This window comes from Chromobacterium subtsugae (assembly GCF_001676875.1).
Lineage (GTDB): Bacteria > Pseudomonadota > Gammaproteobacteria > Burkholderiales > Chromobacteriaceae > Chromobacterium > Chromobacterium subtsugae.
On the sequence record NZ_JYKA01000003.1, the window covers coordinates 114,254 to 136,823 of the forward strand.

The 22,570-nt window shown below is 64.8% G+C and carries 24 protein-coding genes; 13 read left to right on the top strand and 11 right to left on the bottom strand.

The window, feature by feature from the left end:
• Positions 1-29 precede the first annotated feature (29 nt).
• The 6 genes from MY55_RS04555 to MY55_RS04575 form a co-directional block, all read right to left on the bottom strand.
• Entirely contained in the window at positions 30-1,580 is a 1,551-nt protein-coding gene (locus MY55_RS04555; RefSeq protein WP_065202090.1) for an efflux transporter outer membrane subunit, read from the bottom strand.
• 161 nt (positions 1,581-1,741) lie between these two features.
• Positions 1,742-2,545 carry a glycine betaine ABC transporter substrate-binding protein gene (locus tag MY55_RS04560; RefSeq protein ID WP_065202033.1) on the bottom strand — a complete coding sequence of 268 codons (804 nt, stop codon included), beginning with the start codon at positions 2,543-2,545 and terminating at the stop codon, positions 1,742-1,744.
• On the bottom strand, positions 2,542-2,757 hold the full coding sequence (locus MY55_RS24575) for a hypothetical protein (RefSeq protein ID WP_373566564.1): 216 nt from the start codon (positions 2,755-2,757) through the stop codon (positions 2,542-2,544). The genes MY55_RS04560 and MY55_RS24575 overlap by 4 nt, the downstream gene beginning before the upstream one ends.
• Positions 2,667-2,873 carry a hypothetical protein gene (locus tag MY55_RS24215; protein ID WP_244270650.1) on the bottom strand — a complete coding sequence of 69 codons (207 nt, stop codon included), beginning with the start codon at positions 2,871-2,873 and terminating at the stop codon, positions 2,667-2,669. Before MY55_RS24215 ends, MY55_RS24575 begins: the two co-directional genes overlap by 91 nt.
• A 20-nt stretch (positions 2,874-2,893) precedes the next feature.
• Complete coding sequence (locus tag MY55_RS04570) at positions 2,894-3,190, bottom strand: antibiotic biosynthesis monooxygenase family protein (protein WP_043573955.1); 297 nt, start codon at positions 3,188-3,190, stop codon at positions 2,894-2,896.
• Positions 3,191-3,218: 28 nt separating this feature from the next.
• On the bottom strand, positions 3,219-4,232 hold the full coding sequence (locus tag MY55_RS04575) for a zinc-binding alcohol dehydrogenase family protein (protein WP_047238237.1): 1,014 nt from the start codon (positions 4,230-4,232) through the stop codon (positions 3,219-3,221).
• A gap of 130 nt (positions 4,233-4,362) precedes the next feature.
• Here MY55_RS04575 and MY55_RS04580 point away from each other — a divergent pair, with 130 nt between their 5' ends.
• From MY55_RS04580 to MY55_RS04620, 9 genes are all read left to right on the top strand, one after another.
• The gene (locus MY55_RS04580; RefSeq protein ID WP_047238236.1) at positions 4,363-5,292 is read left to right on the top strand and encodes a LysR family transcriptional regulator; all 930 of its coding nucleotides are present in this window, start codon (positions 4,363-4,365) and stop codon (positions 5,290-5,292) included.
• A 116-nt stretch (positions 5,293-5,408) separates the two neighbouring features.
• Positions 5,409-6,776, top strand: a complete 1,368-nt coding sequence (gene pcnB, locus MY55_RS04585; protein ID WP_047238235.1) for a polynucleotide adenylyltransferase PcnB — start codon at positions 5,409-5,411, stop codon at positions 6,774-6,776.
• The gene (gene folK / locus MY55_RS04590; protein WP_043573948.1) at positions 6,773-7,282 is read left to right on the top strand and encodes a 2-amino-4-hydroxy-6-hydroxymethyldihydropteridine diphosphokinase; all 510 of its coding nucleotides are present in this window, start codon (positions 6,773-6,775) and stop codon (positions 7,280-7,282) included. The genes pcnB and folK overlap by 4 nt, the downstream gene beginning before the upstream one ends.
• Position 7,283: 1 nt before the next feature.
• A complete protein-coding gene (locus tag MY55_RS04595; RefSeq protein ID WP_043573946.1) occupies positions 7,284-7,919 on the top strand; it encodes a deoxynucleoside kinase in 636 nt (211 codons plus the stop codon).
• Between the two features lie 60 nt (positions 7,920-7,979).
• On the top strand, positions 7,980-8,768 hold the full coding sequence (panB, locus tag MY55_RS04600; RefSeq protein ID WP_043573944.1) for a 3-methyl-2-oxobutanoate hydroxymethyltransferase: 789 nt from the start codon (positions 7,980-7,982) through the stop codon (positions 8,766-8,768).
• Positions 8,769-8,787: 19 nt separating this feature from the next.
• The gene (gene panC, locus MY55_RS04605) at positions 8,788-9,621 is read left to right on the top strand and encodes a pantoate--beta-alanine ligase (protein WP_043573942.1); all 834 of its coding nucleotides are present in this window, start codon (positions 8,788-8,790) and stop codon (positions 9,619-9,621) included.
• Between the two features lie 23 nt (positions 9,622-9,644).
• Positions 9,645-10,025 carry an aspartate 1-decarboxylase gene (gene panD, locus MY55_RS04610; protein ID WP_043573938.1) on the top strand — a complete coding sequence of 127 codons (381 nt, stop codon included), beginning with the start codon at positions 9,645-9,647 and terminating at the stop codon, positions 10,023-10,025.
• A 319-nt stretch (positions 10,026-10,344) separates the two neighbouring features.
• Complete coding sequence (locus MY55_RS04615) at positions 10,345-12,339, top strand: bifunctional 2',3'-cyclic-nucleotide 2'-phosphodiesterase/3'-nucleotidase (RefSeq protein ID WP_043573934.1); 1,995 nt, start codon at positions 10,345-10,347, stop codon at positions 12,337-12,339.
• A gap of 71 nt (positions 12,340-12,410) precedes the next feature.
• Positions 12,411-13,118, top strand: coding sequence for a tetratricopeptide repeat protein (locus MY55_RS04620; protein ID WP_052257993.1), 708 nt, complete (start codon positions 12,411-12,413; stop codon positions 13,116-13,118).
• 12 nt (positions 13,119-13,130) lie between these two features.
• Here MY55_RS04620 and MY55_RS04625 read toward each other — a convergent pair whose 3' ends face one another.
• Positions 13,131-13,922: a substrate-binding periplasmic protein gene (locus tag MY55_RS04625; protein WP_065202034.1), complete on the bottom strand. Its 792-nt coding sequence runs from the start codon at positions 13,920-13,922 to the stop codon at positions 13,131-13,133.
• A 201-nt stretch (positions 13,923-14,123) separates the two neighbouring features.
• Here MY55_RS04625 and MY55_RS04630 point away from each other — a divergent pair, with 201 nt between their 5' ends.
• Entirely contained in the window at positions 14,124-14,531 is a 408-nt protein-coding gene (locus MY55_RS04630; protein WP_043573929.1) for a GFA family protein, read from the top strand.
• Here MY55_RS04630 and rraA read toward each other — a convergent pair.
• The 3 genes from rraA to aceA all read right to left on the bottom strand — a co-directional run bounded on the left by rraA (position 14,528) and on the right by aceA (position 16,861).
• Complete coding sequence (gene rraA, locus MY55_RS04635; protein WP_043573926.1) at positions 14,528-15,007, bottom strand: ribonuclease E activity regulator RraA; 480 nt, start codon at positions 15,005-15,007, stop codon at positions 14,528-14,530. The genes MY55_RS04630 and rraA overlap by 4 nt on opposite strands.
• Before the next feature lie 38 nt (positions 15,008-15,045).
• A complete protein-coding gene (locus MY55_RS04640) occupies positions 15,046-15,429 on the bottom strand; it encodes a hypothetical protein (RefSeq protein WP_043573924.1) in 384 nt (127 codons plus the stop codon).
• A 133-nt stretch (positions 15,430-15,562) separates the two neighbouring features.
• Complete coding sequence (aceA, locus tag MY55_RS04645) at positions 15,563-16,861, bottom strand: isocitrate lyase (RefSeq protein WP_043573922.1); 1,299 nt, start codon at positions 16,859-16,861, stop codon at positions 15,563-15,565.
• 447 nt (positions 16,862-17,308) lie between these two features.
• On the opposite strand from aceA, the gene grpE reads away from it, so the two are divergent.
• The 3 genes from grpE to dnaJ all read left to right on the top strand — a co-directional run bounded on the left by grpE (position 17,309) and on the right by dnaJ (position 21,137).
• A complete protein-coding gene (gene grpE, locus MY55_RS04650; RefSeq protein WP_043573920.1) occupies positions 17,309-17,854 on the top strand; it encodes a nucleotide exchange factor GrpE in 546 nt (181 codons plus the stop codon).
• A 114-nt stretch (positions 17,855-17,968) separates the two neighbouring features.
• Positions 17,969-19,891, top strand: a complete 1,923-nt coding sequence (gene dnaK / locus MY55_RS04655) for a molecular chaperone DnaK (protein ID WP_065202035.1) — start codon at positions 17,969-17,971, stop codon at positions 19,889-19,891.
• Between the two features lie 121 nt (positions 19,892-20,012).
• Positions 20,013-21,137: a molecular chaperone DnaJ gene (gene dnaJ / locus MY55_RS04660; protein WP_043573916.1), complete on the top strand. Its 1,125-nt coding sequence runs from the start codon at positions 20,013-20,015 to the stop codon at positions 21,135-21,137.
• A 120-nt stretch (positions 21,138-21,257) separates the two neighbouring features.
• Here the strand turns inward: dnaJ and MY55_RS04665 are convergent, their stop codons facing one another.
• Entirely contained in the window at positions 21,258-22,370 is a 1,113-nt protein-coding gene (locus MY55_RS04665; protein ID WP_065202036.1) for a porin, read from the bottom strand.
• Positions 22,371-22,570: the final 200 nt, after the last annotated feature.

The window sequence follows — 22,570 nt, forward strand, 5'->3', positions numbered from 1 at the left end:
GCCTGCGCGATGCGTGCTTTGTCCGCCGCTCAGCCCCCGGCCCCCTGGCCGTCGGCGGCGGGGTGGCGCCACCAGCCGCCGCCCAGCGCCAGGAACAGCGCCGCGGTGTCGTTGTAGCGGGCGGCCTGGGCCTGGATCAGGCCGATCCGCGCCTGCTGATAGCTGCGCTGCGCGTCCAGCAGCGACAGGTAGCTGATGCCGCCCAGCTGGTACTGGCGGGTGTGCACCTGCAGCGATTCGCGCGCCTGGGTTTCGGCGTCGGCCTGGGCTTTCAGCGCCAGCGCGTCGGCATCCACCGCGCGCAGGCTGTCGGCCACGTTCTGGAAGGCCTTCAGCACGGTGGAGCGGTACTGGGCCTCCGCCTGGCGGTAGGCGGCTTCTGCGCCGCGGCGCTTGGCGCTGAGTGCGCCGCCGTTGAACAGCGGCTGGGTCAGGCCGGCGGAGAGGCCCCACAGCGTGTTGCCCAAGTCCATGCCTGGCAGAACGGTGTGCTGGGTGCCGTAATTGCCGCTGAGGGTGATTTGCGGATACTGGTTGGCGGTGGCCACGCCGACATTGGCGCTGGCCTGGTGCAGCAGCGCCTCGCTGGCGCGGATGTCCGGCCTTTGCTTCGCCAGGTCGGACGGCAGCGATACCGGCAGCTCGGCCGGCAGCCGCAAGGAGTCGAGGTGGAATTCCGGCAGGCCGCCTTCGCCGGGGAAGCGGCCGACGAACACCGCCAGCTGGTGGCGGGTTTGCGCCAGCGCCTTGTCCAACGGCGGCAGCAGGGCGCGGGTCTGCGCCACCAGCGTGCCCTGGGTCAGCGCGGCCGCGCGCGGCTGCGCGCCCAGCGCGACCTGCTTGTCGACGATGCGCAGCTGCTCTTCCTGCGCCTTCAGCAGCTCGCGCGTGGCTTCCAGCTGGCCGCGCAGCGAGGCTTCCTGCACCGCGGTGGTCACCACGTTGGCGATCAGGGTCTGGTAGGCGGCTTCGGTCTGGAAGCGCTGGTAGTCCGTGGCCGCCATCAGGCTTTCCAGCTGGCGGCGCTCGCCGCCGAACAGGTCTAGCGTGTAGGACACGTTGACGGTGGCGTTGTAGACGTTGAACTCGCTGGGGCTGGTGCCGGTCAGGATGGCGCGCTGGCGGCCGCCGCCCAGCTGGGCGTTGACTGCCGGGTAATAGGCGGTGCCGGCGGCGGCGTTGTAGTTTTCGCGCGCCAGCGCCAGCGAGGCCTGGGCCGCGTCCAGCGTCGGGTTGTGCTCCAGCGCGGCGCGGATCAGTTGATCGAGCGAGTCGGAGCGGAACAGCGTCCACCATTGCTCCGGCAGATCCTGGCCATTGGCCAGCCGCTGGCTGGCGCCGGCGGGGCCGACATGCTCGCCGCGAGCGGAGACGGTGCTGGCTGGCAGCGGGGCTTCGGTATAAGGGCCGTTGGCTGCCGATGGCAGGACGGGCGGCTTGAAGTCGGGACCGACCGCGCAGCCGGCCAGCGCGATGGCGACGGCCAGCGCCGCGGCGCCATGTTTCAGATGATGTGGCGGCAGCCGGCGCGCAATGCCGCCAGGCTGTCCGCCGCCGCTTGGACTCGATTTGGAATACACAGCGTGCTCCTGGATTTGCGGAACGCCGCCCGCCGGCAAAGGCCGGCGGCTTTCCTGATCTCTTCCCCTGCGCCGGTGCGCATGGCCGTGGCATGGGGCTGAAGCCTGTATGCTCTATGGATTTCGTCCATATGTCTACTGAGTTGATGAATGGCCGGCCGCTATGTTGCTTTGATGGCGGAGGCGGCCGCGCGGGCGGTTTGCAGCCAGTGCCGCGCCGCCTGGAGCGGATCCATGCCCTGGCGCGAAATCTGGTGGTCTAGGCAAACCACCGACGGGTTGCCCAGCGTCAGCGCGCGCAGCGCCTCGACTGCGGCCGGCGGCAGGCGCGCCAGCGCGGACTTGCGGATCAGCAGCGTCGCCTCGTCCTTGCCGCGCAGCAGCTTTTCGGGGTCGGCCAATTCCCGGATGCTGTGCCGCCAGTGCAGGAACTGCGGCTGCCAAAGCGGCACCACCGCCCAGTCCTGGTTCGCCACCGCCCGCTCGAAGGCGGTGGCGCAGTCGTCCAGGCTGCCGTGGCGGAAGTGATAGCCGGCTTCGTCCAGCCGGTAGCGCTCGATGATTTCCAGCGAAAAGCGGCTGATGCCGGCGCCGGGGTTGATGCCCTGTATCGTTTTTTGCATGCGGGCGGCCACTTCCGGCTTTTTCAGGTCGGCCAGGCTGGGAACCTGCTCCTGAGGCACGTAGTCGGGCACGCCCCACAACGCGTACGGGGTGTAGAGCACAGCCAGCTTTTCCACTTCGTCTTCCAGCGGCGCGAGATAGGCGCCATGGCTGCCTGGCAGCCAGGCGCTGCACAGCAGATCGCCTTCGCCGTTGCGCAGCAGCTCGAACGCGCGTTCGTGCGGGACGCGCCATTCGCTGACGGCCACGCCATGCTCTTCCAGCAGGGCGGCCACCACCGCGGCGCTGGCGTGGTGGAAGGACAGGTCTATCGTGATCAGGGTGAGGTGGGGGCGGTTCATGTCGTCTCCGTGGCGTTGGGGGGAGGGGCGGCCGCCAGCGCCCGGCGCAGGGCTTCGCCGCCCAGATCGGTCAGGCGGCGCGCCTGCGCGACGACGCCGCTCAGGTGCAGGCCGGCGTGGGTCAGGCCGGACAACAGGATGCAGCTGGTATCGACGCCGGCCGCGCGCAGCGCCGCGGCGTAATCCAGGCCGTCGTCGCGCAGCGGATCCAGCCCGGCGGCGCTTGCCAGCGGCGCAGGCCCTCCGCCGCCGCTCGAGCTTGCGCCAGCGTTTCGGTGGCGATGTCCAGCGTGCCGGCGGCGCGGACGCGCGCCAGGAGGGCGGTCATTTGCGGGGCGGCGGCCGGGCTCATAGCGCGGGGTTCGGCTGGAAGTGGATCAGGTCCGGCTCGCCGTCGAAGAAGTGCCAGAAGCTTTGGGCGAAGGGCTGGAAGTCGGCATGGTCCATGAAGGCGCGGTGCGCGTCCAGGCTGTCCCACTGCACTGCCAGCAGGTAGTCGCGCTCGGTTTCCAACTGGCGGCCCAGCTTGTGCGCCTGGTAGCCGGGCTGGCGGCGCAGGTAGCGGGCGGATGCCTCGGCCCAGGCGGTTTCGAAGGCTTGCGATAGGCCCGGCTTGACGCGCAGACGGACGATTTCAACGATCATTTCGCATTTTCCTTTTCGGCGATGGGGTTCAGAAGCCGGACAGCACGATCTTGCCCTTGGCGGTATGGCTTTCCAGCAGCGCGTGGGCGCGCTTCAGGTTGTCGGCGTTGATGGCGCCGAAGCGCTCGGCGACGGTGCTCTTGACGATGCCGGCGTCCACCAGCCGCGCCAGCTCGGTCAGCAGCTTGTGCTGCTCGATCTGGTCGTCGGTGGTGAACATCGAGCGGGTGTACATGAACTCCCAGTGCAGCGACAGGCTCTTGCGTTTGAGCTGGGAGATGTCCAGCGCAGCCGGGTCGTCGATCAGCGCGAGCTTGCCCTGCGGCGCCAGCGCTTCGACGATTTCGCCGAAGTGCTGGTCGGTCTGGTTCAGGCTGGCCACGTAATCGACCTGATCGATGCCGATGCGTTTGAGCTCCCGGCTCAGCGGCTGGCGGTGGTCTATCACATGATGCGCGCCCAGCTCCGCCACCCAGGCCTGGGTTTCCGGGCGCGAGGCGGTGCCGATCACGGTGAGGCCGGTGAGCCGGCGCGCCAACTGGACCAGGATGGAGCCGACGCCGCCGGCGGCGCCGACCACCAGCAGCTTCTTGCCGGACGGCTGTTGGTTGGCCAGCACTTGCAGACGGTCGAACAGCAGCTCCCAGGCGGTGATGGCGGTCAGGGGCAACGCGGCGGCGGTTTCGAAATCCAGGCTGTCCGGCATGCGGCCGACGATGCGTTCGTCCACCGCGTGCAGTTCGCTGTTGGCGCCGGGCCGCTGCAGCGCGCCGGCGTACCAGACGCGGTCGCCCGGCCGGAACAGGCTGACCTGGCTGCCGACGGCCTTCACCACGCCGGCGGCGTCCCAGCCCAGCACGCGGGCCTCGCCGGCTTCCGGCGCCATATTGGCGCGGACTTTGACATCCACCGGGTTGACCGAAATGGCCTTCACTTCGACCAGCAGGTCGTGCTCGCCGACGACGGGCTCGGGCAATTGCACGTCTTGCAGCGCTTCCGGATGGGAAATGGGCAGATTCTGATAGTAGGCGACGGCTTTCATCGCGTTTCCTTTGCTTGGCTGAGGGGCCGCCGGGATGGCGGCTCCAAGTGATGGTTTGCATGGTATTCCTGTTTTATTTCCATTAAATCCAGCTAGAATTCGAATCAGTTTCAAAAAAATATTGATAAAAATGGTCAGGACCGATGATTTGCAGGTTTTCATCCGCGCCGCGGACAACGGCAGCCTGTCGGCGGCGGCGCGGCAGCTGGATCTGAGTCCGGCGGTGGCCAGCGCGGCGCTGAAGCGGCTGGAGCAGGCGGTGGGCGCGCAATTGCTGGCGCGCTCCACCCGCAGCCTGAGGCTGACGCTGGCGGGGGAGCGCTATCTCGAACACGCGCGCGCGGCGCTGGACGCGCTGCGGGCGGGGAGCGTGGCGCTGGCGCAGGATAGGCAGGCGCTGTCCGGCAGCCTGTCGCTATCGATGCCGTCTGACCTGGGGCGCAATCTGCTGCGGCCCTGGCTGGACGATTTTCTGCTGCGGCATCCGGGCCTGGGGCTGCAGCTGCAGATCAGCGACCGGGTGGCCGATCTCTACCGCCAGCCGGTGGACGTGGCGTTGCGCTACGGCGTGCCGGAGGATTCGGCGCTGGTGGCCTTGCCGCTGGCGCCGGACAACCGCCGGGTGCTGTGCGCGTCGCCGGACTACCTGGCGCGGCACGGCGCGCCCGCCGCGCCGCAGGAGCTGCGCGGCCGCGAATGCCTGCGCTTCATCCTGGGCGCGGCGGTGCACGAGCGCTGGAGCTTCGCGCAGGGCGGCGAGCGGCAGACGGTGACGGTGGCCGGGCGCTGGCAGAGCGACGACGGCGAAATCGTGCGCCGCTGGGCGCTGGCCGGACGCGGCATCGCCTACAAGTCGCGGCTGGACGTGCTGGCCGATCTGCGCGCCGGCCGTCTGTTGCCGCTGCTGGACGGCTATGATACGGAGCAGACCCCGCTGTTCCTGGTGACGCCGCACCGGCTGATGCTGTCGCCGGCGGTGGTGGCGCTGCGCGCGCATCTGCGGCAATGCCTGGATGGCTATCTGCTTGGCCCGGACGCGGCGGGCGACAGTCTTGATTGAAACAAGTTGCGGCGCGGGAGGGCGGGGATGTGTATTTTCCGTAAAGAATCGGGCTATAATCGCGGCCTTGAATCCCTAATCTTGCGAATCCAGCATTCCAAGTCACAATCTTCCACATGATCCGCAAGCTAATCCGAAAAGTACTGGACCTGCCGGCCGGCATGAGCAAACGCCGCAACAAGCCCCGCGTCTTCCCGTTGCCGCAACACGGCGTGCGCCGCGACCAGCTGAGCCAGGCGGCGCTGCGCGTCACCTCCCGGCTGCAGGAAGCCGGCTATGCCGCCTACGTGGTGGGCGGCGCGGTGCGCGACCTGATGCTGGGCGTGTCGCCCAAGGATTTCGACGTGGCCACCAACGCCACGCCGGAGCAGGTGCACCATCTGTTCCGCCGCTCCCGCATCATCGGCCGCCGCTTCCGCATCGTCCACGTGATGATGGGTCCGGAAACCATAGAGGTGACCACCTTCCGCGGCGGCAATGTGGACGACACCAATGAAACCGGCCGCATCATGGCCGACAACAGTTTCGGCAGCCAGGAAGAGGACGCGCACCGCCGCGACTTCACCGTCAACGCGTTGTTCTACGACCCGTCCGACGAAACCGTCATCGACTACCACAACGGCGTCAAGGACCTGCACGCCAAGAAACTGGTGATGATAGGCCAGCCGGCGCGCCGCTATCAGGAAGACCCGGTGCGCATGCTGCGCGCGGTGCGCCTGGCCGCCAAGCTGGGCTTCGAGATCGACGAGGACACCAAGAAGCCGATCCGCGCCCACGCCCATCTGCTGAAGAAAGAGCCGGCGGCGCGCCTGTTCGACGAAATGCTGAAGCTGCTGATGTCCGGCCAGGCCTACGCCTGCCTGAAGAAGCTGCGCGACGAGGGCCTGGCCCGCGGCGTGTTCCCGCTGCTGGACGCGGTGATGGACGACAAGGGCAACGACGACGCCTTCCTGCGCCTCAGCCTGGAAAGCACCGACGCCCGCCTGCGCGCCGACAAGCCGATTTCGGTCGGTTTCTTGCTGGCCACCCTGCTGTGGCGCCAGGTGAACCAGGGCTGGCAGCAGCGCCTCGCCGCTGGCGAGAAGAGCCTGCCGGCGCTGTTGTCCGCCATTTCCGACGTGGAGTCCGAACAGGACAACGATTTCGCCATCCCGCGCCGTTTCAGCGTGACCATGCGCGAAATCTGGACGCTGCAGGCGCGCTTCGACAGCCGCAGCGGCGGCCGGCCGTACCGCTTCCTGGAGCAGCCGCGCTTCCGCGCCGCCTACGATTTCCTGGCGCTGCGCAGCGAAGCCGGCGAAGTGCCGGCGCAACTGGTGAGCTGGTGGGAGCGCTTCCAGCGCGCCGACGCCGACGAGTGCGAGCGCCTGATCGCCGAGGCCAAGGAGCAGGGCGGCGACGCCGAGCCGGCCAAGAAACGCCGCCGCCGCCGCAGCAACAGCCGCCGCCGCGACGAGTCCGGAGGCGGGGAGAGCGCCGAGTGACGCTGGCCTACGTGGCTCTGGGCAGCAACCTGGAGCAGCCGGCGCAACAGGTCGGGGCCGCGCTCGCGGCCCTTGGCCATTTGGCCGGCGCCACGCTACTGCGCCATTCCTCGCTGTACCGCACCGCGCCGGTCGGTTACGCCGACCAGCCCGATTTCATCAACGCGGTGGCCCTGCTCGACACCGATTTGCCGCCGCTGGCGCTGCTGGATAGGCTTTTCGAGATCGAACAGCGCTTCGGCCGCGAGCGCAGCTTCCGCAACGCGCCTCGGGTCTTGGATCTTGACCTTCTGCATTACGATGGCGTCATAATGAGCGAGCCGCGGCTGACCCTGCCGCACCCGCGCATGCGCGAACGCGCCTTCGTGATGGTGCCTCTGGCCGAAATCGCCCCGGCCGGCATGCTGCCGGGCGTCGGCGACGTGGCCGCGCTGGCGGCCGCGCTGGACGCGTCCGGCGTGGAGCGGCTGGACGAAAGCCGTGGAACCCGACAACAACAGGAATAATATGAGCCAATTGCGCTACGTGGTGGTGGAGGGGCCGATAGGCTCGGGGAAATCCTCGCTGGCGGCCCGGCTGGCGCAGTACTGGGGCGTGCAGCTGAAGGCGGAAGACCCGGCGGCCAATCCCTTCCTGCCGCGCTTCTATCGCAATATGCCGGCCCATGCCTTGTCCACCCAGCTGAGCTTCCTGATGCAGCGCGCCGACATGGCGCGCGAGATGCTGCAGGGCGATCTGATGGCGGCGCCGCTGGTGTCGGACTTCCTGTTCGAAAAGGACGCGCTGTTCGCGCGGCTGAACCTGGACGAGCACGAGCTGGCGCTGTACCAGCGCCTGGCGCGCCAGGCCTTGCCGGAATACCCGGTGCCGGACCTGGTGATTTATCTGCAGGCGTCCGAAGACACTTTGCTGCAAAGGGTGGCCGCGCGGGCGGTGGAGTACGAGGTAAACTTCCCCGAAGGCTATCTGAAGCGCGTGCAAGCCGGTTATAGCGAGTTTTTCCACCAGTACGAGTCGTCGCCGCTGTTGATCGTCAACACCGATCATCTGAACCTGGTGGACGGCGACGAAGATTTCGATCTACTGATCCGCTGCATTGCCGAAATGCGCGGCCAGCGCAGTTATTTCAACAAGAGCGTCTGACCGGGGACCGGTTGCATCGTCCCCCTGGGCGCCGCAGATGGAACACGAGGAAGTCGAGAAATGAAAATAACCGTCAATACCCTGCACAAGTTGGCCGCGGAAGGCCAGAAGATCACCATGCTGACCTGTTACGACGCCAGTTTCGCCAGTCTGCTGGACGAGGCGGGGGTCGAGATTCTGCTGGTCGGCGACTCGCTGGGCCCGGTGATGCAGGGGGTGGATTCCACGCTGCCGGTCAGCGAGGCGGACATGCTCTACCACATCCGCTGCGTGGCGCGCGGCAGCAAGAACGCGCTGATCCTGGGCGACATGACTTTCGGCGCCTACCAGGAAAGCCCGCAGCAAGCCTTCGCCCACGCCGCCCGCCTGCTGCAGGCCGGCGCGCACATGGTGAAGCTGGAAGGCGGCGCCTACATGGCCGAGACCACCCGCTTCCTGGTGGAGCGCGGCATTCCGGTGTGCTCGCACATCGGCCTGACCCCGCAGTTCGTCAACGCTTTCGGCGGCTACCGCGTGCAAGGCCGCGGCGATGACGCGCAGCGCATCGTCAACGACGCCAAGGCGCTGTCCGACGCCGGCGCCAGCCTGATTGTGATGGAATGCGTGCCGGCGGCGCTGGCCAAGGAAATCACCGCAGCCATTTCCGCGCCGACCATAGGCATAGGCGCCGGCGTCGATACTTCCGGCCAGGTGTTGGTGCTGCATGACATGCTGGGCGTGTACCCGGGCAAGAAGGCGAAGTTCGTCAAGAACTTCATGGAAGAGGCCGACAGCATCCAGGGCGCTGTCGAAGCCTATGTCAAGGCGGTGAAGGAACAGACCTTCCCGACCGCGGAACACACCTACTAAGCCCGGGAGAGAACAAGCGATGGAAATCATCCGTACCGTGGCGGACATGCGCGCCTGGCGGAAACAGGCCGGCAAGCTGGCCTTCGTGCCCACCATGGGCAATCTGCACGAAGGCCACCTGGCGCTGGTGCAAGCCGCCCGCGGCCAGGCGGACAAAGTGGTGGTCAGCATCTTCGTCAACCGGTTGCAGTTCGGCCAGGGCGAAGACTTCGACGCCTACCCGCGCACCTTCGAGGCGGACTGCGACAAGCTGCGCGCAGCCGGCGTCGACGCGCTGTTCTTCCCGACCGAAGGCGAGCTGTATCCGCGCGTCAAGCAGGACTTCAACGTGGAGCCGCCGCGCATCCAGGACGAGCTGTGCGGCGCCTTCCGCCCCGGCCACTTCCGCGGCGTGGCCACGGTGGTGACCAAGCTGTTCAACATCGTGCAGCCGGACCTGGCCTGCTTCGGCAAGAAGGACTTCCAGCAGCTGCATGTGATCAAGGCGATGGTCGAAGACCTCAACTCGCCGATTGAAATCCTGCCGGTGGACACCGGCCGCGCCGCCGACGGCCTGGCGCTGTCCTCGCGCAATGGCTACCTGAGCGCGGAGGAGCGCGCCGAGGCGCCGCGCCTGTACCGCAACCTGACCGCGATCCGCGACGGCCTGCTGGCCGGCAGCCAGGATTACGCGGCGCTGGAACAGTCCGCGCGCGACGACCTGTCCGCCGCCGGCTGGGTGGTGGACTACGTGGAAGTGCGCCAGGCGGACACGCTGGAAATCGCTCACGCCGGCGAAAAGCGCCTGGTGGTGCTGGCTGCCGCGCGCCTCGGCCGCACCCGCCTGATCGACAATATCGAAGTGTTCCGCTAAGCCGGAACGACAAGGAAGCTGTCATGCAACGCAATATGCTCAAGTCCAAGCTCCACCGCGTGACCACCACGCACGCCGAGCTGCATTACATTGGATCCTGCGCCATCGACGAGAACCTGCTGGAAGCGGCGGACATTCTCGAATACGAAGAAGTGCAGATCTGGAACGTCACCAACGGCGAGCGCTTCGCCACTTACGCGATCAAGGCCGAGCGCGGCTCCGGCGTGATTTCGGTCAACGGCTCGGCCGCGCGCCGCGCCGCGCCGGGCGATTTGCTGATCATCGCCTCGTTCGCCCAATACGAAGACGCGGAGCTGAAGAACCACTCGCCCAAGCTGGTGTTTGTCGACGGCGACAACCGCCTGACCGAAGTCAAGGGCGCCACGCCGACCCAGCCGGCCTGAGCATCGTTTATCCGGAATCCAGCCGCCTGCTGAATCAGCAGGCGGTTTTTTATTTTCCAAACAGCGCTGATTCAAATGGCCGGCCTGATTTCCCCCGTTGAAATGAATGCATCCGAATTTTCTGTTCTTGGCCGATTTTTCTTGTTTTGCTTTGCCTATTGTTCGGCAATCCGGCGCTTGGATCATTCTGGCGATGTTTTTCAACCGTTTTTCTTCGCATTGAAATAAATAAATCATCTGCAAAGGCAGAATGCCGACGCTTAAGCCAATAGAATGCCGGCTGGGCGATTCAGACCCGGTAAGACAAGAAAGGCATGTGATGAGCAAGCATAATATCGCGGCGGCAGGATGGGCAGTCCTGCTGCTGGCGGGCTGTTCCAGCGGCAGCGCGCCGTCGGGCAGGCCGGCAGAGGGGACCACGGTCAGCGTGGCGCTGCTGGAAACCACCGATATCCACCAAAACGTCCTCAGCTACGACTATTACAAACTGGCGGCCAATCCGTCGTTTGGTTTGGAGCGGGCAGCCACGCTGATTCAGCAGGCGCGCAGCCAGTATCCGAACAATCTGCTGCTGGATGACGGCGATTTGATCCAGGGCACCGCGCTGGGCGATTACCAGGCGGCGGTGAATCCGGTGAAATGCGCGGATACGCTCGCCGTGCACAAGGTGATGAATTACCTGAAATACGATGCCGGCACCATAGGCAATCACGAATTCAATTTCGGCCTGCCTTTCCTGTCGCAGGTCACCAATACCGATTTCCGCCTGGCCAATATCGCGCGGCCATCCGCCTGCGGCGCGCCGGCTTATCCGCAGGTATTGGCCAATGTGGCCAATCTGGCGGATAAAAAGCCCATTTTCCAGCCTTATGCCCTGCTCAAGCGCACTTTCGCCGGCACCGCGCCGGACGGCAGCAGCGTGCAGGTGCCGGTGAATATCGGCGTGATCGGCTTCACGCCGCCCACCATCATGGATTGGGACAAGAAAAACCTGAACGGCCAGGTCTACACCAACGGCGTGGTGGAAACCGCCAACACCTATGTGCCGCAGATGCGCCAGGCCGGCGCCGACCTGGTGGTGGCGCTGTCGCACGGCGGGCTGGATCCGTCCAGCTACAGCCCGGCGATGGAAAACGGCAGCTGGCACCTGACCAAGACCGGCATAGACGCGCTGATGATAGGCCACTCGCACGATATCTTCCCCAACCCGGGCGCGGCCGGCTCGCAGTTCAACGCTATGCAGGGCGTGGACAACAACAAGGGCTTCGTCAACGGCGTGCCGACGGTGATGGCCGGCAATTGGGGCAACCGCCTGGGCGTGATCCGGCTGACGCTGAAATACAGCGGCGGCAAGTGGGTGGTGCAAACCGGCCAGTCGGCGGTGGAGACGCGTTCGATCAAGAACGCCGACGGCAGCTATGTGGCGGCCGACCCGCGCGTTGCGCAACTGGTGGCGGGCGAGCATCAGGCCACGATCAATTACGTGAAGACGCCGATAGGCAGCACCGATTTTCGCATGAACACCTACTTCGCCTTGCTGGGAGATGTCAGCGCGATCCAGATCGTCAATATGGCGCAGCAGGACTACGTGAAGAAATACGTGCAGGCCAACCTGCCGCAGTACGCGTCGCTGCCGGTGCTGTCGGTATCGGCGCCGTTCAAGGCCGGCCGAAATGGCGCCAGCGACTACACCGACGTGGCGCAGGGGCCGATCGCCATCAACAACGCCGCCGACCTCTACCTCTATCCCAACACGGTGCAGGCGGTGAAGGTGAGCGGCGCGGATGTCAAGAACTGGCTGGAGCGCGCCGCGCAGATGTTCAACAGCGTGGACCCGACGTCGTCGGCGCCGCAGGAGCTGATCAACTCCGCCTTCCAGGTGTTCAATTTCGACGTGATGTACGGAGTGCAGTACCAGATCGACGTCAGCCAGCCGGTGGGCAGCCGCATCGTCAACCTGACGTATGACGGCCAGCCCATCGATCCGTCCCAGCAGTTCATCGTGGCCACCAACAATTACCGCGCCAGCGGCGGCGGCAACTTCCCCGGCATAGATGGCACCAAAACCATCATCCAGGCCCCCGACGCCAACCGCGACGTGTTGATCGCCTACATCAAGGCCAATGGCGACCTGGGCCGGGCCCAGTACGGCAGCAGTCGGCCGTGGAGCTTCGTCAAGATCAACGCCAAGGTCAATTTCAAGAGCATCGCCAACCAGTTGGCGGCGGCCAGCCTCGCCGGCATCAATGGCGTGAGCCAGGGGGCGGACAACGGCGATGGCACCTGGACCTACCTGGTCGATCTGAGCAAGTGAACGCGGCTGCGCCACGGAGGAGCAGAGCCGGCGGCGTCCGCCGCCGGTTGTCAGCGATGAAATCCCATAATATGTCATGGATCGCCGCCATCGCGGCGGTGTCCATTCTCGCCGGCTGCGCCGCCAAGCCCAGCCAGGCCCAGCTGGACGACGCCCGCCAGCACGCGCAGTTCGCCAACGACGCGGCGGCCTGGCGGCAACTGGAGGATTGGGCCAGGAACGACGACGCCGACGCCCAGCGCGCGTTGGCCGAGGCGCTGGCCAGCGACGGCGGCATGGCGGGCTGGCGCAAGGCGCGGCCCTGGTACCAGGCGGCGGCCGAGCGCGGCGACGCGCTGTCGGCGTTCCGCCTGGCGCGGATCTACGCCAAGGGCTTGGGCGTGGCCGCCGACGCCGGCCAGTCCGACCGCTGGCTGGCGCTGGCGGCGCGACGCCGGCAAGCCGACGCCGCCTGCATGCTGGGCCTGCGCGCCAAGGATGGCGGCGACGCGGCGGCGGCCAGGCGCTGGTTCGAACTGGCGGCGGAGCGGGGCAGCGCCGAAGCGATGTTCCAGCTGGGCATCGCCTATCAGGAAGGGCTGGGCGTGGCGGTGGACTTGCCGCGCGCGCGCGGCTGGTACGAACAAGCGGCCAGGCTGGAGATGCCCGCCGCTTTGCAGACGCTGGCGATGGCTTACGAGGGCGGCGATCTGGGTTTGAAGAAGGACCCGGCCAAGGCATCCGAGCTGTTCAACCTGGCGGCCCACGCCATCCACGATTTCGAATCGGCTTTGTTTTGAGGCGGGCGCTGCTCAGCGCGGCACGTAGCGCCGCAGCAACTGCTCCAGCTCGCCGGAAGCCTGCATCTGCCGCAATTCCCGGTCGACCAGCTGTTGCAGCTGGGCGCCCCTGGGATTCTTGCGGCTGAAGATCATGTGGAAGGCGTTGCCCGGCATGCCGGGCAGCGGCATCCGGCCGATGGCCGGGTTGTCGACGATGTGGGTGACGCTCAGCCGGTCCAGGCCGGCCAGCACTTCATAGTCTTCGGCGAACAGGTCGAAACGGTCGGCCTGCAGCATCCTGGCGAGCGTCGGATAGTCGGCGGCGCGCAGCATGGCGTTTTTGTCGACCGCGGTCAGCGCGGAATAGGCGTAGCCCTTGACGCCGCCCAGCCGGTAGCGGCCAAGGTCGGCCTGGCCGGCGACGTTTACCCCGTCCGGATACTTGGCTCTCGAATAAAACACATAGTAGTGCGTCTGGTAATAGGGAAGGGAGAACAGGAACTGCTTCTCCCGTTCCGGATTCTTGCTGGCGCTCAAGGCCATCAGGTATTGCTCGTCGTTGTCGATCGCGGACAAACAGCGCTTCCATGGCAACAGGTCTATCCGGAACGGGATGCGCTGCTTGTCCAGGATGCGGGTGATGACATCCACCGAATAGCCGGTCAGTTCGCGGGTCTGCTGCTGGTTTTTGCGGACATAGTAGGTGTAGGGCGGCCATTCGTCGGCATCGTCGCAAATGCGCAGCGGCGAGCGGTCGAGCGCTTGCGCCTGGCATGGCGCGGACAGGCATAGCCAGGCGGGAAAAAGCCAAAGAGCGCGCATGTCTAGTATCCGCCGCGGGAAAATACCCATTCCGCCAGTATAGAACGCGACGGTCCCGCTGCCCGCCAGCACGGGGCGTGACAGTTTTTTTGCACATGCAGCATAGCTCAGGCATAGTGAAGAGAGCAGGGGCGTAGCGGCGCCCGGCGGCAGGCGCAGGAAGCCGCCCGGATGCGCGCCCCAATCCTTGGGAGAGCCGTCATGACCATTGGCCTGACCGGCGGTTGCCTGTGCGGAGCGGTGCGCTACCGGCTGCGCGGCACGCCTTTCCACATCACCCACTGCCATTGCCGCAGCTGCCGGCGCGCCAGCGGGGCGGCTTTCGTCACCTGGTTCACCATGCGGGTGCATGAATTGGAATGGCGCGGCGAAAAGCCGGTGCAGTATCACTCCTCCGCCGCGGTGTCGCGCGGCTTCTGCCCGCACTGCGGCTCCACGCTGACCTACTTCCACGAATCCGATCCCGAGGAAATCGACATCACCGCCGCTTCGCTGGACAACCCCGAAGTGCTGGTGCCGGAGCACCACACCTGGTGGGAGCAGAGGCTGGAGTGGGGCACCGCCAACGCCCAGGGCGCGCTGCCGGTGCATCAGCGCGGCGGCGGCTAGGCCAGTTGGCGCTCCGCCACGATCACGCCGTCCTCGTCGGCGTACAGCCATTGGCCCGGCGCGAGTTCACAGCCGGCGATGCGCACCGGCAAATCCCTCTGGCCGCCGCCCAGCTTCACCGATTTGCGCGGATGCGCGGCCAGCGCCTTGACCCCCAGCGGCAGTTGCCCAAGCGCCGCGCTGTCGCGCACGCAGCCGTCTATCACCAGCCCGGCCCAGCCGTTTCGCACCGCCAGCTCGCCCAATTGATCCCCCAGCAGCGCGCAGCGGCGCGAGCCGCCGCCATCCACCACCAGCACCTTGCCCTGGCCGTTTTCTCCCAGCGTTTGCCGCACCAGGCTGTTGTCCTCGAACAGCTTCAGCGTGACGATCTGGCCATGGAAGCGGGCATGGCCGCCGTATGACTGGAAAATGGGCTCCAGGACGCGGACGGCGTCTGCAAAGGAATCGCAAAGATCAGGGGTAGTCGGGATCATCGATGTTTCCTGGGGATCAATTGTTGGCGGGCGGCCGGCTAGCCGGGGAACATGCTCAGGAAAGCCTTGCCGATCGCGAAGGTGGCGCCGGACAGCAGCAAGATAAGGCCAGCGGTCTTGACACCGTCAATCTCGTTTTTTTGTACCGCGCTGATATTTTGCCAGGCGAGCCGGGTGAGTTGCTCGCTATCAGTGAGCTTGCCTTCCAGGCCTTGCTGGTCGATGGCGCTCAGCACCAGCGTGTACTCTTTGCCGTCGGTGGTCTTGAGGCTGATCTTGTCGCCCGGTTTCAGCTGGCTTTGTTGCGGCGAGGCCAGGCTGGACAGGGCTTGCTGATTGTCGGCGATGACGCGCATGGACGTGCAGCCGGTGAAGCACAGGCTGCTGGCGATGATTAGGCTGCCAGCCAGTATTTTTTTCATTTCACTAAATCTCCAGACATTGCGATTTGATTTGTTTTGAATGGTCTGTGGACGACATTTAATGAATTTATCATTTTTATCGCAATAAAAAACCGGCGTTTCCGCCGGTTTTTGTGTGCTGTTTGTGACGGTTTTAGTGGAATTGTTCTTCCTCGGTGGAGCCGGTCAGCGCGGTGACGCTGGAGGTGCCGCCCTGGATCACGGTGGTGACGTCGTCGAAATAGCCGGTGCCCACTTCCTGTTGGTGGGACACGAAGCTGTAGCCGCGGTCGCGGGCCGCGAATTCGGGCTCTTGCACCTTTTCGACGTAAGCGGACATGCCGCGCGCCACGTAGTCCTGCGCCAGGTCGTACATGTTGAACCACATGCTGTGGATGCCGGCCAGCGTGATGAACTGGTACTTGTAGCCCATCGCGCCCAGCTCGCGCTGGAATTTGGCGATGGTGGCGTCGTCCAGGTTCTTTTTCCAGTTGAACGACGGCGAGCAGTTGTAGGCCAACATCTTGCCCGGGTGCTTGGCGTGCACGGCTTCGGCGAACTTGCGCGCGAACTCCAGGTCCGGCGTGCCGGTTTCGCACCATACCAGGTCGGCGTAGTCGGCATAGGCTACCGCGCGGCTGATGGCTTGCTCCAGGCCTTTCTTGGTCTTGTAGAAGCCTTCGGCGGTGCGCTCGCCGGTGAGGAAGGGCTCGTCGTTGGGGTCGACGTCGCTGGTCAGCAGGTCGGCCGCTTCGGCGTCGGTGCGGGCGATCACCAGCGTCGGCACGCCGTAGACGTCGGCGGCCAGGCGGGCGGCGATCAGCTTTTGGACCGCCTCCTGAGTCGGCACCAGCACCTTGCCGCCCATGTGGCCGCATTTCTTCACCGAGGCCAGCTGGTCTTCGAAGTGCACGCCGGCGGCGCCGGCGCGGATCATCGACTTCATCAGCTCATAGGCGTTCAGCACGCCGCCGAAGCCGGCTTCGGCGTCGGCGACGATGGGCGCGAAGTAGTCGACATAGCCCTTGTCGCCCTTGTCCAGGCCCTTGGCATGCTGGATTTCATCGGCGCGGGTGAAGGTGTTGTTGATGCGCTCCACTACCTTGGGCACCGAGTCCACCGGGTACAGCGATTGGTCCGGATACATCGCCGAGTATTCGTTGTTGTCCGCCGCCACCTGCCAGCCCGACAGGTAGATGGCCTTGACGCCGGCCTTCACCTGCTGCATCGCCTGGCCGCCGGTGAGGGCGCCCAGACAGTTGATGTAGGGCTCGGTGTTCACCAGCTTCCACAGCTTTTCCGCGCCGTGGCGGGCCAGGCTGTGCTCAACCTGCAGGGAGCCGCGCAGGCGTTCGACGTCGGCGGCGGTGTAGCCGCGTTTGATGCCCTTCCAGCGCGGATTTTCGTCCCAGTCTTTCTGGATGGCTGCAATGCGTTGTTCGCGAGTCGTCATGTTAGAACCCTTCTCGATGCGTTTCTCTGCTCGCCAGGCGGGCCCGGCGTCCTCAATAGCGTGTCGGCGTATCCGGTGTTCCGGATTTTTTTGTCAAACCGGGCCGTGTGGGCCTGATTTTCCGCGCCGGCTTGAACAGCGCGTTCGCGCCATGCCGAGCCGGCTTTTTCCTTGGTGTGCGGCCATTATAAGCACAAAAAAAATCGCTTGTGTGCGGTGCAGCAGAGAAAAAATCGTGTGTTTTCATAAGCTAACAATTCATTCACTTAAACGAATCGTTCATCTGGTTGAAATGTTGCCAATACGAAAAAATGCCAGTTGAAATTTGCGGATATTCGTTTCTTGTCTTTTTGCCGACCGGCGCCGCCGAGGGCTTGAAATCGATGCAAAAGGCCCTACCTTGGGTCTGGACATCAAATTTAGCCGGTGCAATTCCAAGGAAACGTCATGCAAGAAAATCAGAACCCGGCGGCCGAAGCCGTGGAAAACGAAGCGACCGAAACCGCCAGCGACGCGCATACCGAGCTGGAGCAGACCCCGGAGCAGCACATCGCCGGGCTGGAAGCCGAGATCGCCGAACTGAACGACACCCTGCTGCGCGCCCGCGCCGAACTGGACAACCAGCGCCGCCGCGCGCAGGAAGAAGTGGCCGCCGCGCATAAATATGCGATCGGCAAATTCGCCGCCGAGCTGGTGACGGTCAAGGATTACCTGGAAATGGCGCTGCTCGACCAGAGCGGCCAGATCGACACCTTGAAGATGGGCGTGGACCTGACGCTGAAACAGCTGGTGTCCGCCTTCGACAAGGCGCAGATCAAGGACATCGCGCCCAAGGCCGGCGACAAGCTGGACCCGCACCAGCACCAGGCGATGAGCGCGGAAGAGTCCGACGCCGAACCGAACACCGTGGTGCGCGTGATGCAGAAGGGCTACCTGCTGGCCGACCGCGTGCTGCGACCGGCCATGGTGGTGGTTTCGAAAGCCAAGGCATAAAAAAGGCTGCCGACGACCTCTTGAAAAGATCGGCATAGCCAATATTTATTGAGACAACAGGCGCTGGCTATCGGATCGGCCGGCGCCGGAACGAATCGAGAAAAGGAATACATCATGGGTAAAATCATCGGTATCGACCTGGGCACCACCAACTCCTGCGTGGCAGTGGTAGAAGGCGGCAACCCGAAAGTCATCGAAAACGCCGAAGGCAACCGCACCACCCCGTCCATCATCGCCTACGTAGAAGACGGCGAAATCCTGGTGGGCGCGCCGGCCAAGCGCCAGGCGGTGACCAACCCGAAGAACACCATCTACGCCGCCAAGCGCCTGATCGGCCGCCGCTTCGAAGACAAGGAAGTGCAGAAGGACATCGACCTGATGCCTTTCGAAATCCTGAAGGCGAAGAACGGCGACGCCTGGGTGAAGGTGCGCGACCAGGATCTGGCTCCGCCGCAAATCTCCGCGGAAGTGCTGCGCAAGATGAAGAAGGCCGCCGAAGACTACCTGGGCGAAGAAGTGACCGAAGCCGTGATCACCGTGCCGGCCTACTTCAACGACAGCCAGCGCCAGGCCACCAAGGACGCGGGCCGCATCGCCGGCCTGGAAGTGAAGCGCATCATCAACGAGCCGACCGCGGCCGCGCTGGCCTTCGGCCTGGCCAAGCAGGAAGGCGATCGCAAGATCGCGGTATACGACCTGGGCGGCGGCACCTTCGACGTGTCCATCATTGAAATCGCCGACGTGGACGGCGAGCACCAGTTCGAAGTGCTGTCGACCAACGGCGACACCTTCCTGGGCGGCGAAGACTTCGACCAACGCCTGATCGACTACATCGTCACCGAGTTCAAGAAAGAACAAGGCGTCGACCTGAAGCAGGACGTGATGGCGCTGCAACGCCTGAAGGAAGCGGCTGAGAAGGCCAAGATCGAGCTGTCCAGCGCCACCCAGACCGAGGTGAACCTGCCGTACATCACCATGGACGCCACCGGTCCGAAGCACCTGGCGATGAAGATCACCCGCGCCAAGTTCGAAAGCCTGGTCGACGACCTGATCACCCGCTCCATCGAACCGTGCCGCGTGGCCCTGAAGGACGCCGGCGTGTCGCTGTCCGACATCACCGACGTGATCCTGGTCGGCGGCCAGACCCGCATGCCGAAAGTGCAGGACGCGGTTAAGGAATTCTTCGGCAAGGAACCGCGCAAGGACGTGAACCCGGACGAAGCCGTGGCCGTCGGCGCCGCGATCCAGGGCTCGGTATTGTCCGGCGATCGCAAGGACGTGCTGCTGCTGGACGTGACCCCGCTGTCGCTGGGCATCGAAACCCTGGGCGGCGTGATGACCAAGCTGATCCAGAAGAACACCACGATCCCGACCAAGGCGTCGCAAACCTTCTCCACCGCCGACGACAACCAGACCGCGGTGACCATCCACGTGCTGCAGGGCGAGCGCGAGAAGGCCGCGGCCAACAAGTCGCTGGGCCAGTTCAATCTGGGCGACATCCCGCCGGCGCCGCGCGGCATTCCGCAGATCGAAGTGGAATTCAACATCGACGCCAACGGCATCCTGCACGTGTCCGCCAAGGACAAGGCTTCCGGCAAGCAAGCCAACATCACCATCCAGGCGTCGAGCGGTCTGTCCGAAGCCGAGATCGAGCGCATGGTGAAGGATGCCGAAGCCAACGCCGAGGAAGACAAGAAGCTGCACGAGCTGGTGACCGCGCGCAACCACGCCGAAGGCCTGATCCACAGCATCAAGAAATCGCTGTCCGAGCATGGCGAGAAGATCGGCGTCGACGAAAAGGCCAAGATCGAAGACGCCGTCAAGGCGGCTGAGGAAGTGGTCAAGGGCGACGACAAGGAAGCCATCGAAGCCAAGGCCGAAGAATTGGCCAAGGCCAGCCAGAAGCTGGGCGAGATCATGTACGCCCAGGCCGCTCAGGCTGAAGGCGGCGCCGAAGGCGCGCAAGCCGCCGGCGACAAGAAAGACGACGGCAACGTGGTGGACGCCGAGTTCGAAGAAGTGAAAGACAAGAAGTAATCGTCGCATCTCGCTGAACGAGGCACAGGGAATGGGGGAGAGGCTCTCCGCCGGCCTCTGTGCCTTTGCCGCATCAAGACGACAGGGCTGGCCGCAAGGCCGGCCGGAGAGTGAATAGACAATGTCGAAAAAAGATTTCTACGATGTGCTGGGCGTGAATCGCGATGCGTCCGACGACGACATCAAGAAGGCCTACCGCAAACTGGCGATGAAGTACCACCCGGACCGCAATCCGGACAGCAAGGAAGCCGAAGACAAGTTCAAGGAGGTGAAGGAAGCCTACGAGATCCTGTCCGATAGCCAGAAACGCAGCGCCTACGACCAGTTCGGCCATGCCGGGGTGGATCCGCAGGCCGGCGCCGGCGGCGGCCAGGGCTTCGGCGGCTTCGGCGATTTCGCCGACATCTTCAGCGACATCTTCGGCGGCGGCCAGCGCGGCGGCGGCGGCGGACGTTCCAACGTCTACCGCGGCGCCGATCTGCGCTACAACATGGAAATCACGCTGGAAGAGGCGGCGCGCGGCTGCGAGAAGCAGATCCGCATTCCGTCGCACGAGTCCTGCTCCACCTGCAACGGCAGCGGCGCCAAGCCGGGCACCCAGCCCAAGACCTGCTCCACCTGCGGCGGCCACGGCCAGGTGCGGATGAGCCAGGGCTTCTTCTCGATCCAGCAGACCTGCCCGACCTGCCACGGCAGCGGCAAGCAGATCTCCGATCCATGCACCAGCTGCCACGGCGCCGGCCAGAAGAAGACCACCAAGACGCTGAACGTGAAGATTCCGGCCGGCGTGGACGAGGGCGACCGCATCCGCCTGGGCGGCGAGGGCGAGCCCGGCCAGAACGGCGGCCCGGCGGGCGACCTGTACGTGGTCACCCACATCAAGCAGCACGCGGTGTTCCAGCGCGATGGCATGGACCTGCACTGCGAGATGCCGATCTCCTTCTCCACCGCGGCCTTGGGCGGCGAAGTGGAAATCCCGACGCTGGACGGCATGGCCAAGGTGAAGATCGCCGCGGAAACGCAGAGCGGCCGCGTCTACCGCCTGCGCGGCAAGGGCGTGAAGGCCGTGCGCGGCAGCGAATTCGGCGACCTGCATTGCCATGTGATCGTGGAAACGCCGGTGAAGCTGACCGAGCGCCAGAAGGAGCTGCTGCGCGAGTTCGAAGCCATCAGCCAGGGCGATGTGGCCACCCACAATCCGCGCTCCAAATCGTTCATGGACAAGCTGCGCGACTTCTTCGAGTAAGCCAGCCGCGGACGCGTCGAAAAGCCAGCCTGCAGCCAGGCTGGCTTTTTTATCGCCGCCAAGCAAAACAGCCACCCGCGAGGGTGGCTGTTTGCACATTCCGGAACCGGGGACGACTGCTTAGAAGTTGTGCTTCATCATCGCCCATACCGTGGAGGAGGTGGACTGCGCGTGGCCATTGATGGTTTGCGCGTCGCGGTTCTCCTTCACTTGGCCGTAGCCGGCCTGCAGCAGGGTGCGCTTGCTGACGGTGTAGTCCAGCGCGGCGGCCCACTGAGTGGCGCCCAGGCTGTAGCGCACGCCGTCCACCTTGGCGTCGCCGCGCTTGGAGTAGACCACCGACGGCTTGAAGTTGCCGAAAGCGTAGGCGGCGTTGATGGCCCAAGTGGTGTTTTCCAGCTTGTTGGTGCCAGTGGCGATGGTCGGGAAGTTGCCGATGCCGGCGAGGACTGGGCCGGAGTTATCGCTCTTCTGGGCGTGGGCATTGCCATACAGGGTGACCCACTGGTAGTTGGCAGCCAGGTACAGATTGTTGGCGTTGTAGCCGCCTTCCAGACGGTTGGTGGCGCTATTGCTGCCGCCCTTGGTATTCAGCGCGCCGGCGTAGGCCCAGGCGCCGAAGAAGCCACTGTTCTGGTAAGCGAGGCGCAGGCCGACCTTGTCGCCCTGTTTCATCTGGCCGGCGGCCTGGCTTTCGCCGGCGCCGTACTGGGCGGTGCCGCTGAAGCCGTATAGTTCCGGGGAGTCGTAGCGGATGCCGTTCTTGAAGCGGGAGTCGCCGTAGGCGCCGAACACGTCGGTGGCTTCGTACAGCGGGAAGCCGGTACCCATATTGTCGCGGAAGGGGCCGTACAGGTTGTCGGTGGATTCTGTGTCGCCGAGTACGTCGGTCAGGTAGCCCAGGCGCACCTTGCCGAAGCCGCCTTCCACGCCGACATAGGATTCGCGGTTGGCCAGCTTGCCGGAGTCGGTGCTGGAAAAGCCGGAAGTGCCGTCCAGCGACAGGCCGGTCTCAACCTGCCAGATGGTTTTCAGGCCGTTGCCCAGATCTTCCTTGCCTTTGAAGCCGATGCGGCTGCCGAAGTCGTCCACGCCGAAGGTGCTGGTGTAGTTGTTGGTGCTGTTCTTGGTGCTGGACACACCGGCGCGCAGCGAGCCGTACAGGGTGACATCGGCTTGCGCGAGCGCAGGAACGGCCGCGGCGATGGCGGCGGCGAGGATAGCTTTCTTCATTTCTCTAAAACCCTTTGTTTTTGATTTGCCACGCGGGCATCTGCCAAGGCGGTGCTTTTTTTATTCCGCCGTAGTGAAGGCGCAGTGTGTCGCGATGAAAAGTTCCCAGTCAAGAAACATTTATTAACAAGCTGGATGGTTTGTTTGGGATGTCATCAGCATTGCGCGGCGGGCGGATTGATACTATTTGGCAGTTTTAT

Bases quoted from the DNA above. Each gene is read 5' to 3' on its own strand.
- MY55_RS04560 (WP_065202033.1), bottom strand. From the start codon at position 2,545: ATGAACCGCCCCCACCTCACCCTGATCACGATAGACCTGTCCTTCCAC.
- MY55_RS24215 (WP_244270650.1), bottom strand. From the start codon at position 2,873: ATGACCGCCCTCCTGGCGCGCGTCCGCGCCGCCGGCACGCTGGACATC.
- MY55_RS04570 (WP_043573955.1), bottom strand. From the start codon at position 3,190: ATGATCGTTGAAATCGTCCGTCTGCGCGTCAAGCCGGGCCTATCGCAA.
- MY55_RS04575 (WP_047238237.1), bottom strand. From the start codon at position 4,232: ATGAAAGCCGTCGCCTACTATCAGAATCTGCCCATTTCCCATCCGGAA.
- MY55_RS04580 (WP_047238236.1), top strand. From the start codon at position 4,363: ATGGTCAGGACCGATGATTTGCAGGTTTTCATCCGCGCCGCGGACAAC.
- pcnB (WP_047238235.1), top strand. From the start codon at position 5,409: ATGATCCGCAAGCTAATCCGAAAAGTACTGGACCTGCCGGCCGGCATG.
- MY55_RS04595 (WP_043573946.1), top strand. From the start codon at position 7,284: ATGAGCCAATTGCGCTACGTGGTGGTGGAGGGGCCGATAGGCTCGGGG.
- panB (WP_043573944.1), top strand. From the start codon at position 7,980: ATGAAAATAACCGTCAATACCCTGCACAAGTTGGCCGCGGAAGGCCAG.
- panC (WP_043573942.1), top strand. From the start codon at position 8,788: ATGGAAATCATCCGTACCGTGGCGGACATGCGCGCCTGGCGGAAACAG.
- panD (WP_043573938.1), top strand. From the start codon at position 9,645: ATGCAACGCAATATGCTCAAGTCCAAGCTCCACCGCGTGACCACCACG.
- MY55_RS04615 (WP_043573934.1), top strand. From the start codon at position 10,345: ATGAGCAAGCATAATATCGCGGCGGCAGGATGGGCAGTCCTGCTGCTG.
- MY55_RS04620 (WP_052257993.1), top strand. From the start codon at position 12,411: ATGTCATGGATCGCCGCCATCGCGGCGGTGTCCATTCTCGCCGGCTGC.
- MY55_RS04625 (WP_065202034.1), bottom strand. From the start codon at position 13,922: ATGCGCGCTCTTTGGCTTTTTCCCGCCTGGCTATGCCTGTCCGCGCCA.
- MY55_RS04630 (WP_043573929.1), top strand. From the start codon at position 14,124: ATGACCATTGGCCTGACCGGCGGTTGCCTGTGCGGAGCGGTGCGCTAC.
- rraA (WP_043573926.1), bottom strand. From the start codon at position 15,007: ATGATCCCGACTACCCCTGATCTTTGCGATTCCTTTGCAGACGCCGTC.
- MY55_RS04640 (WP_043573924.1), bottom strand. From the start codon at position 15,429: ATGAAAAAAATACTGGCTGGCAGCCTAATCATCGCCAGCAGCCTGTGC.
- aceA (WP_043573922.1), bottom strand. From the start codon at position 16,861: ATGACGACTCGCGAACAACGCATTGCAGCCATCCAGAAAGACTGGGAC.
- grpE (WP_043573920.1), top strand. From the start codon at position 17,309: ATGCAAGAAAATCAGAACCCGGCGGCCGAAGCCGTGGAAAACGAAGCG.
- dnaK (WP_065202035.1), top strand. From the start codon at position 17,969: ATGGGTAAAATCATCGGTATCGACCTGGGCACCACCAACTCCTGCGTG.
- dnaJ (WP_043573916.1), top strand. From the start codon at position 20,013: ATGTCGAAAAAAGATTTCTACGATGTGCTGGGCGTGAATCGCGATGCG.
- MY55_RS04665 (WP_065202036.1), bottom strand. From the start codon at position 22,370: ATGAAGAAAGCTATCCTCGCCGCCGCCATCGCCGCGGCCGTTCCTGCG.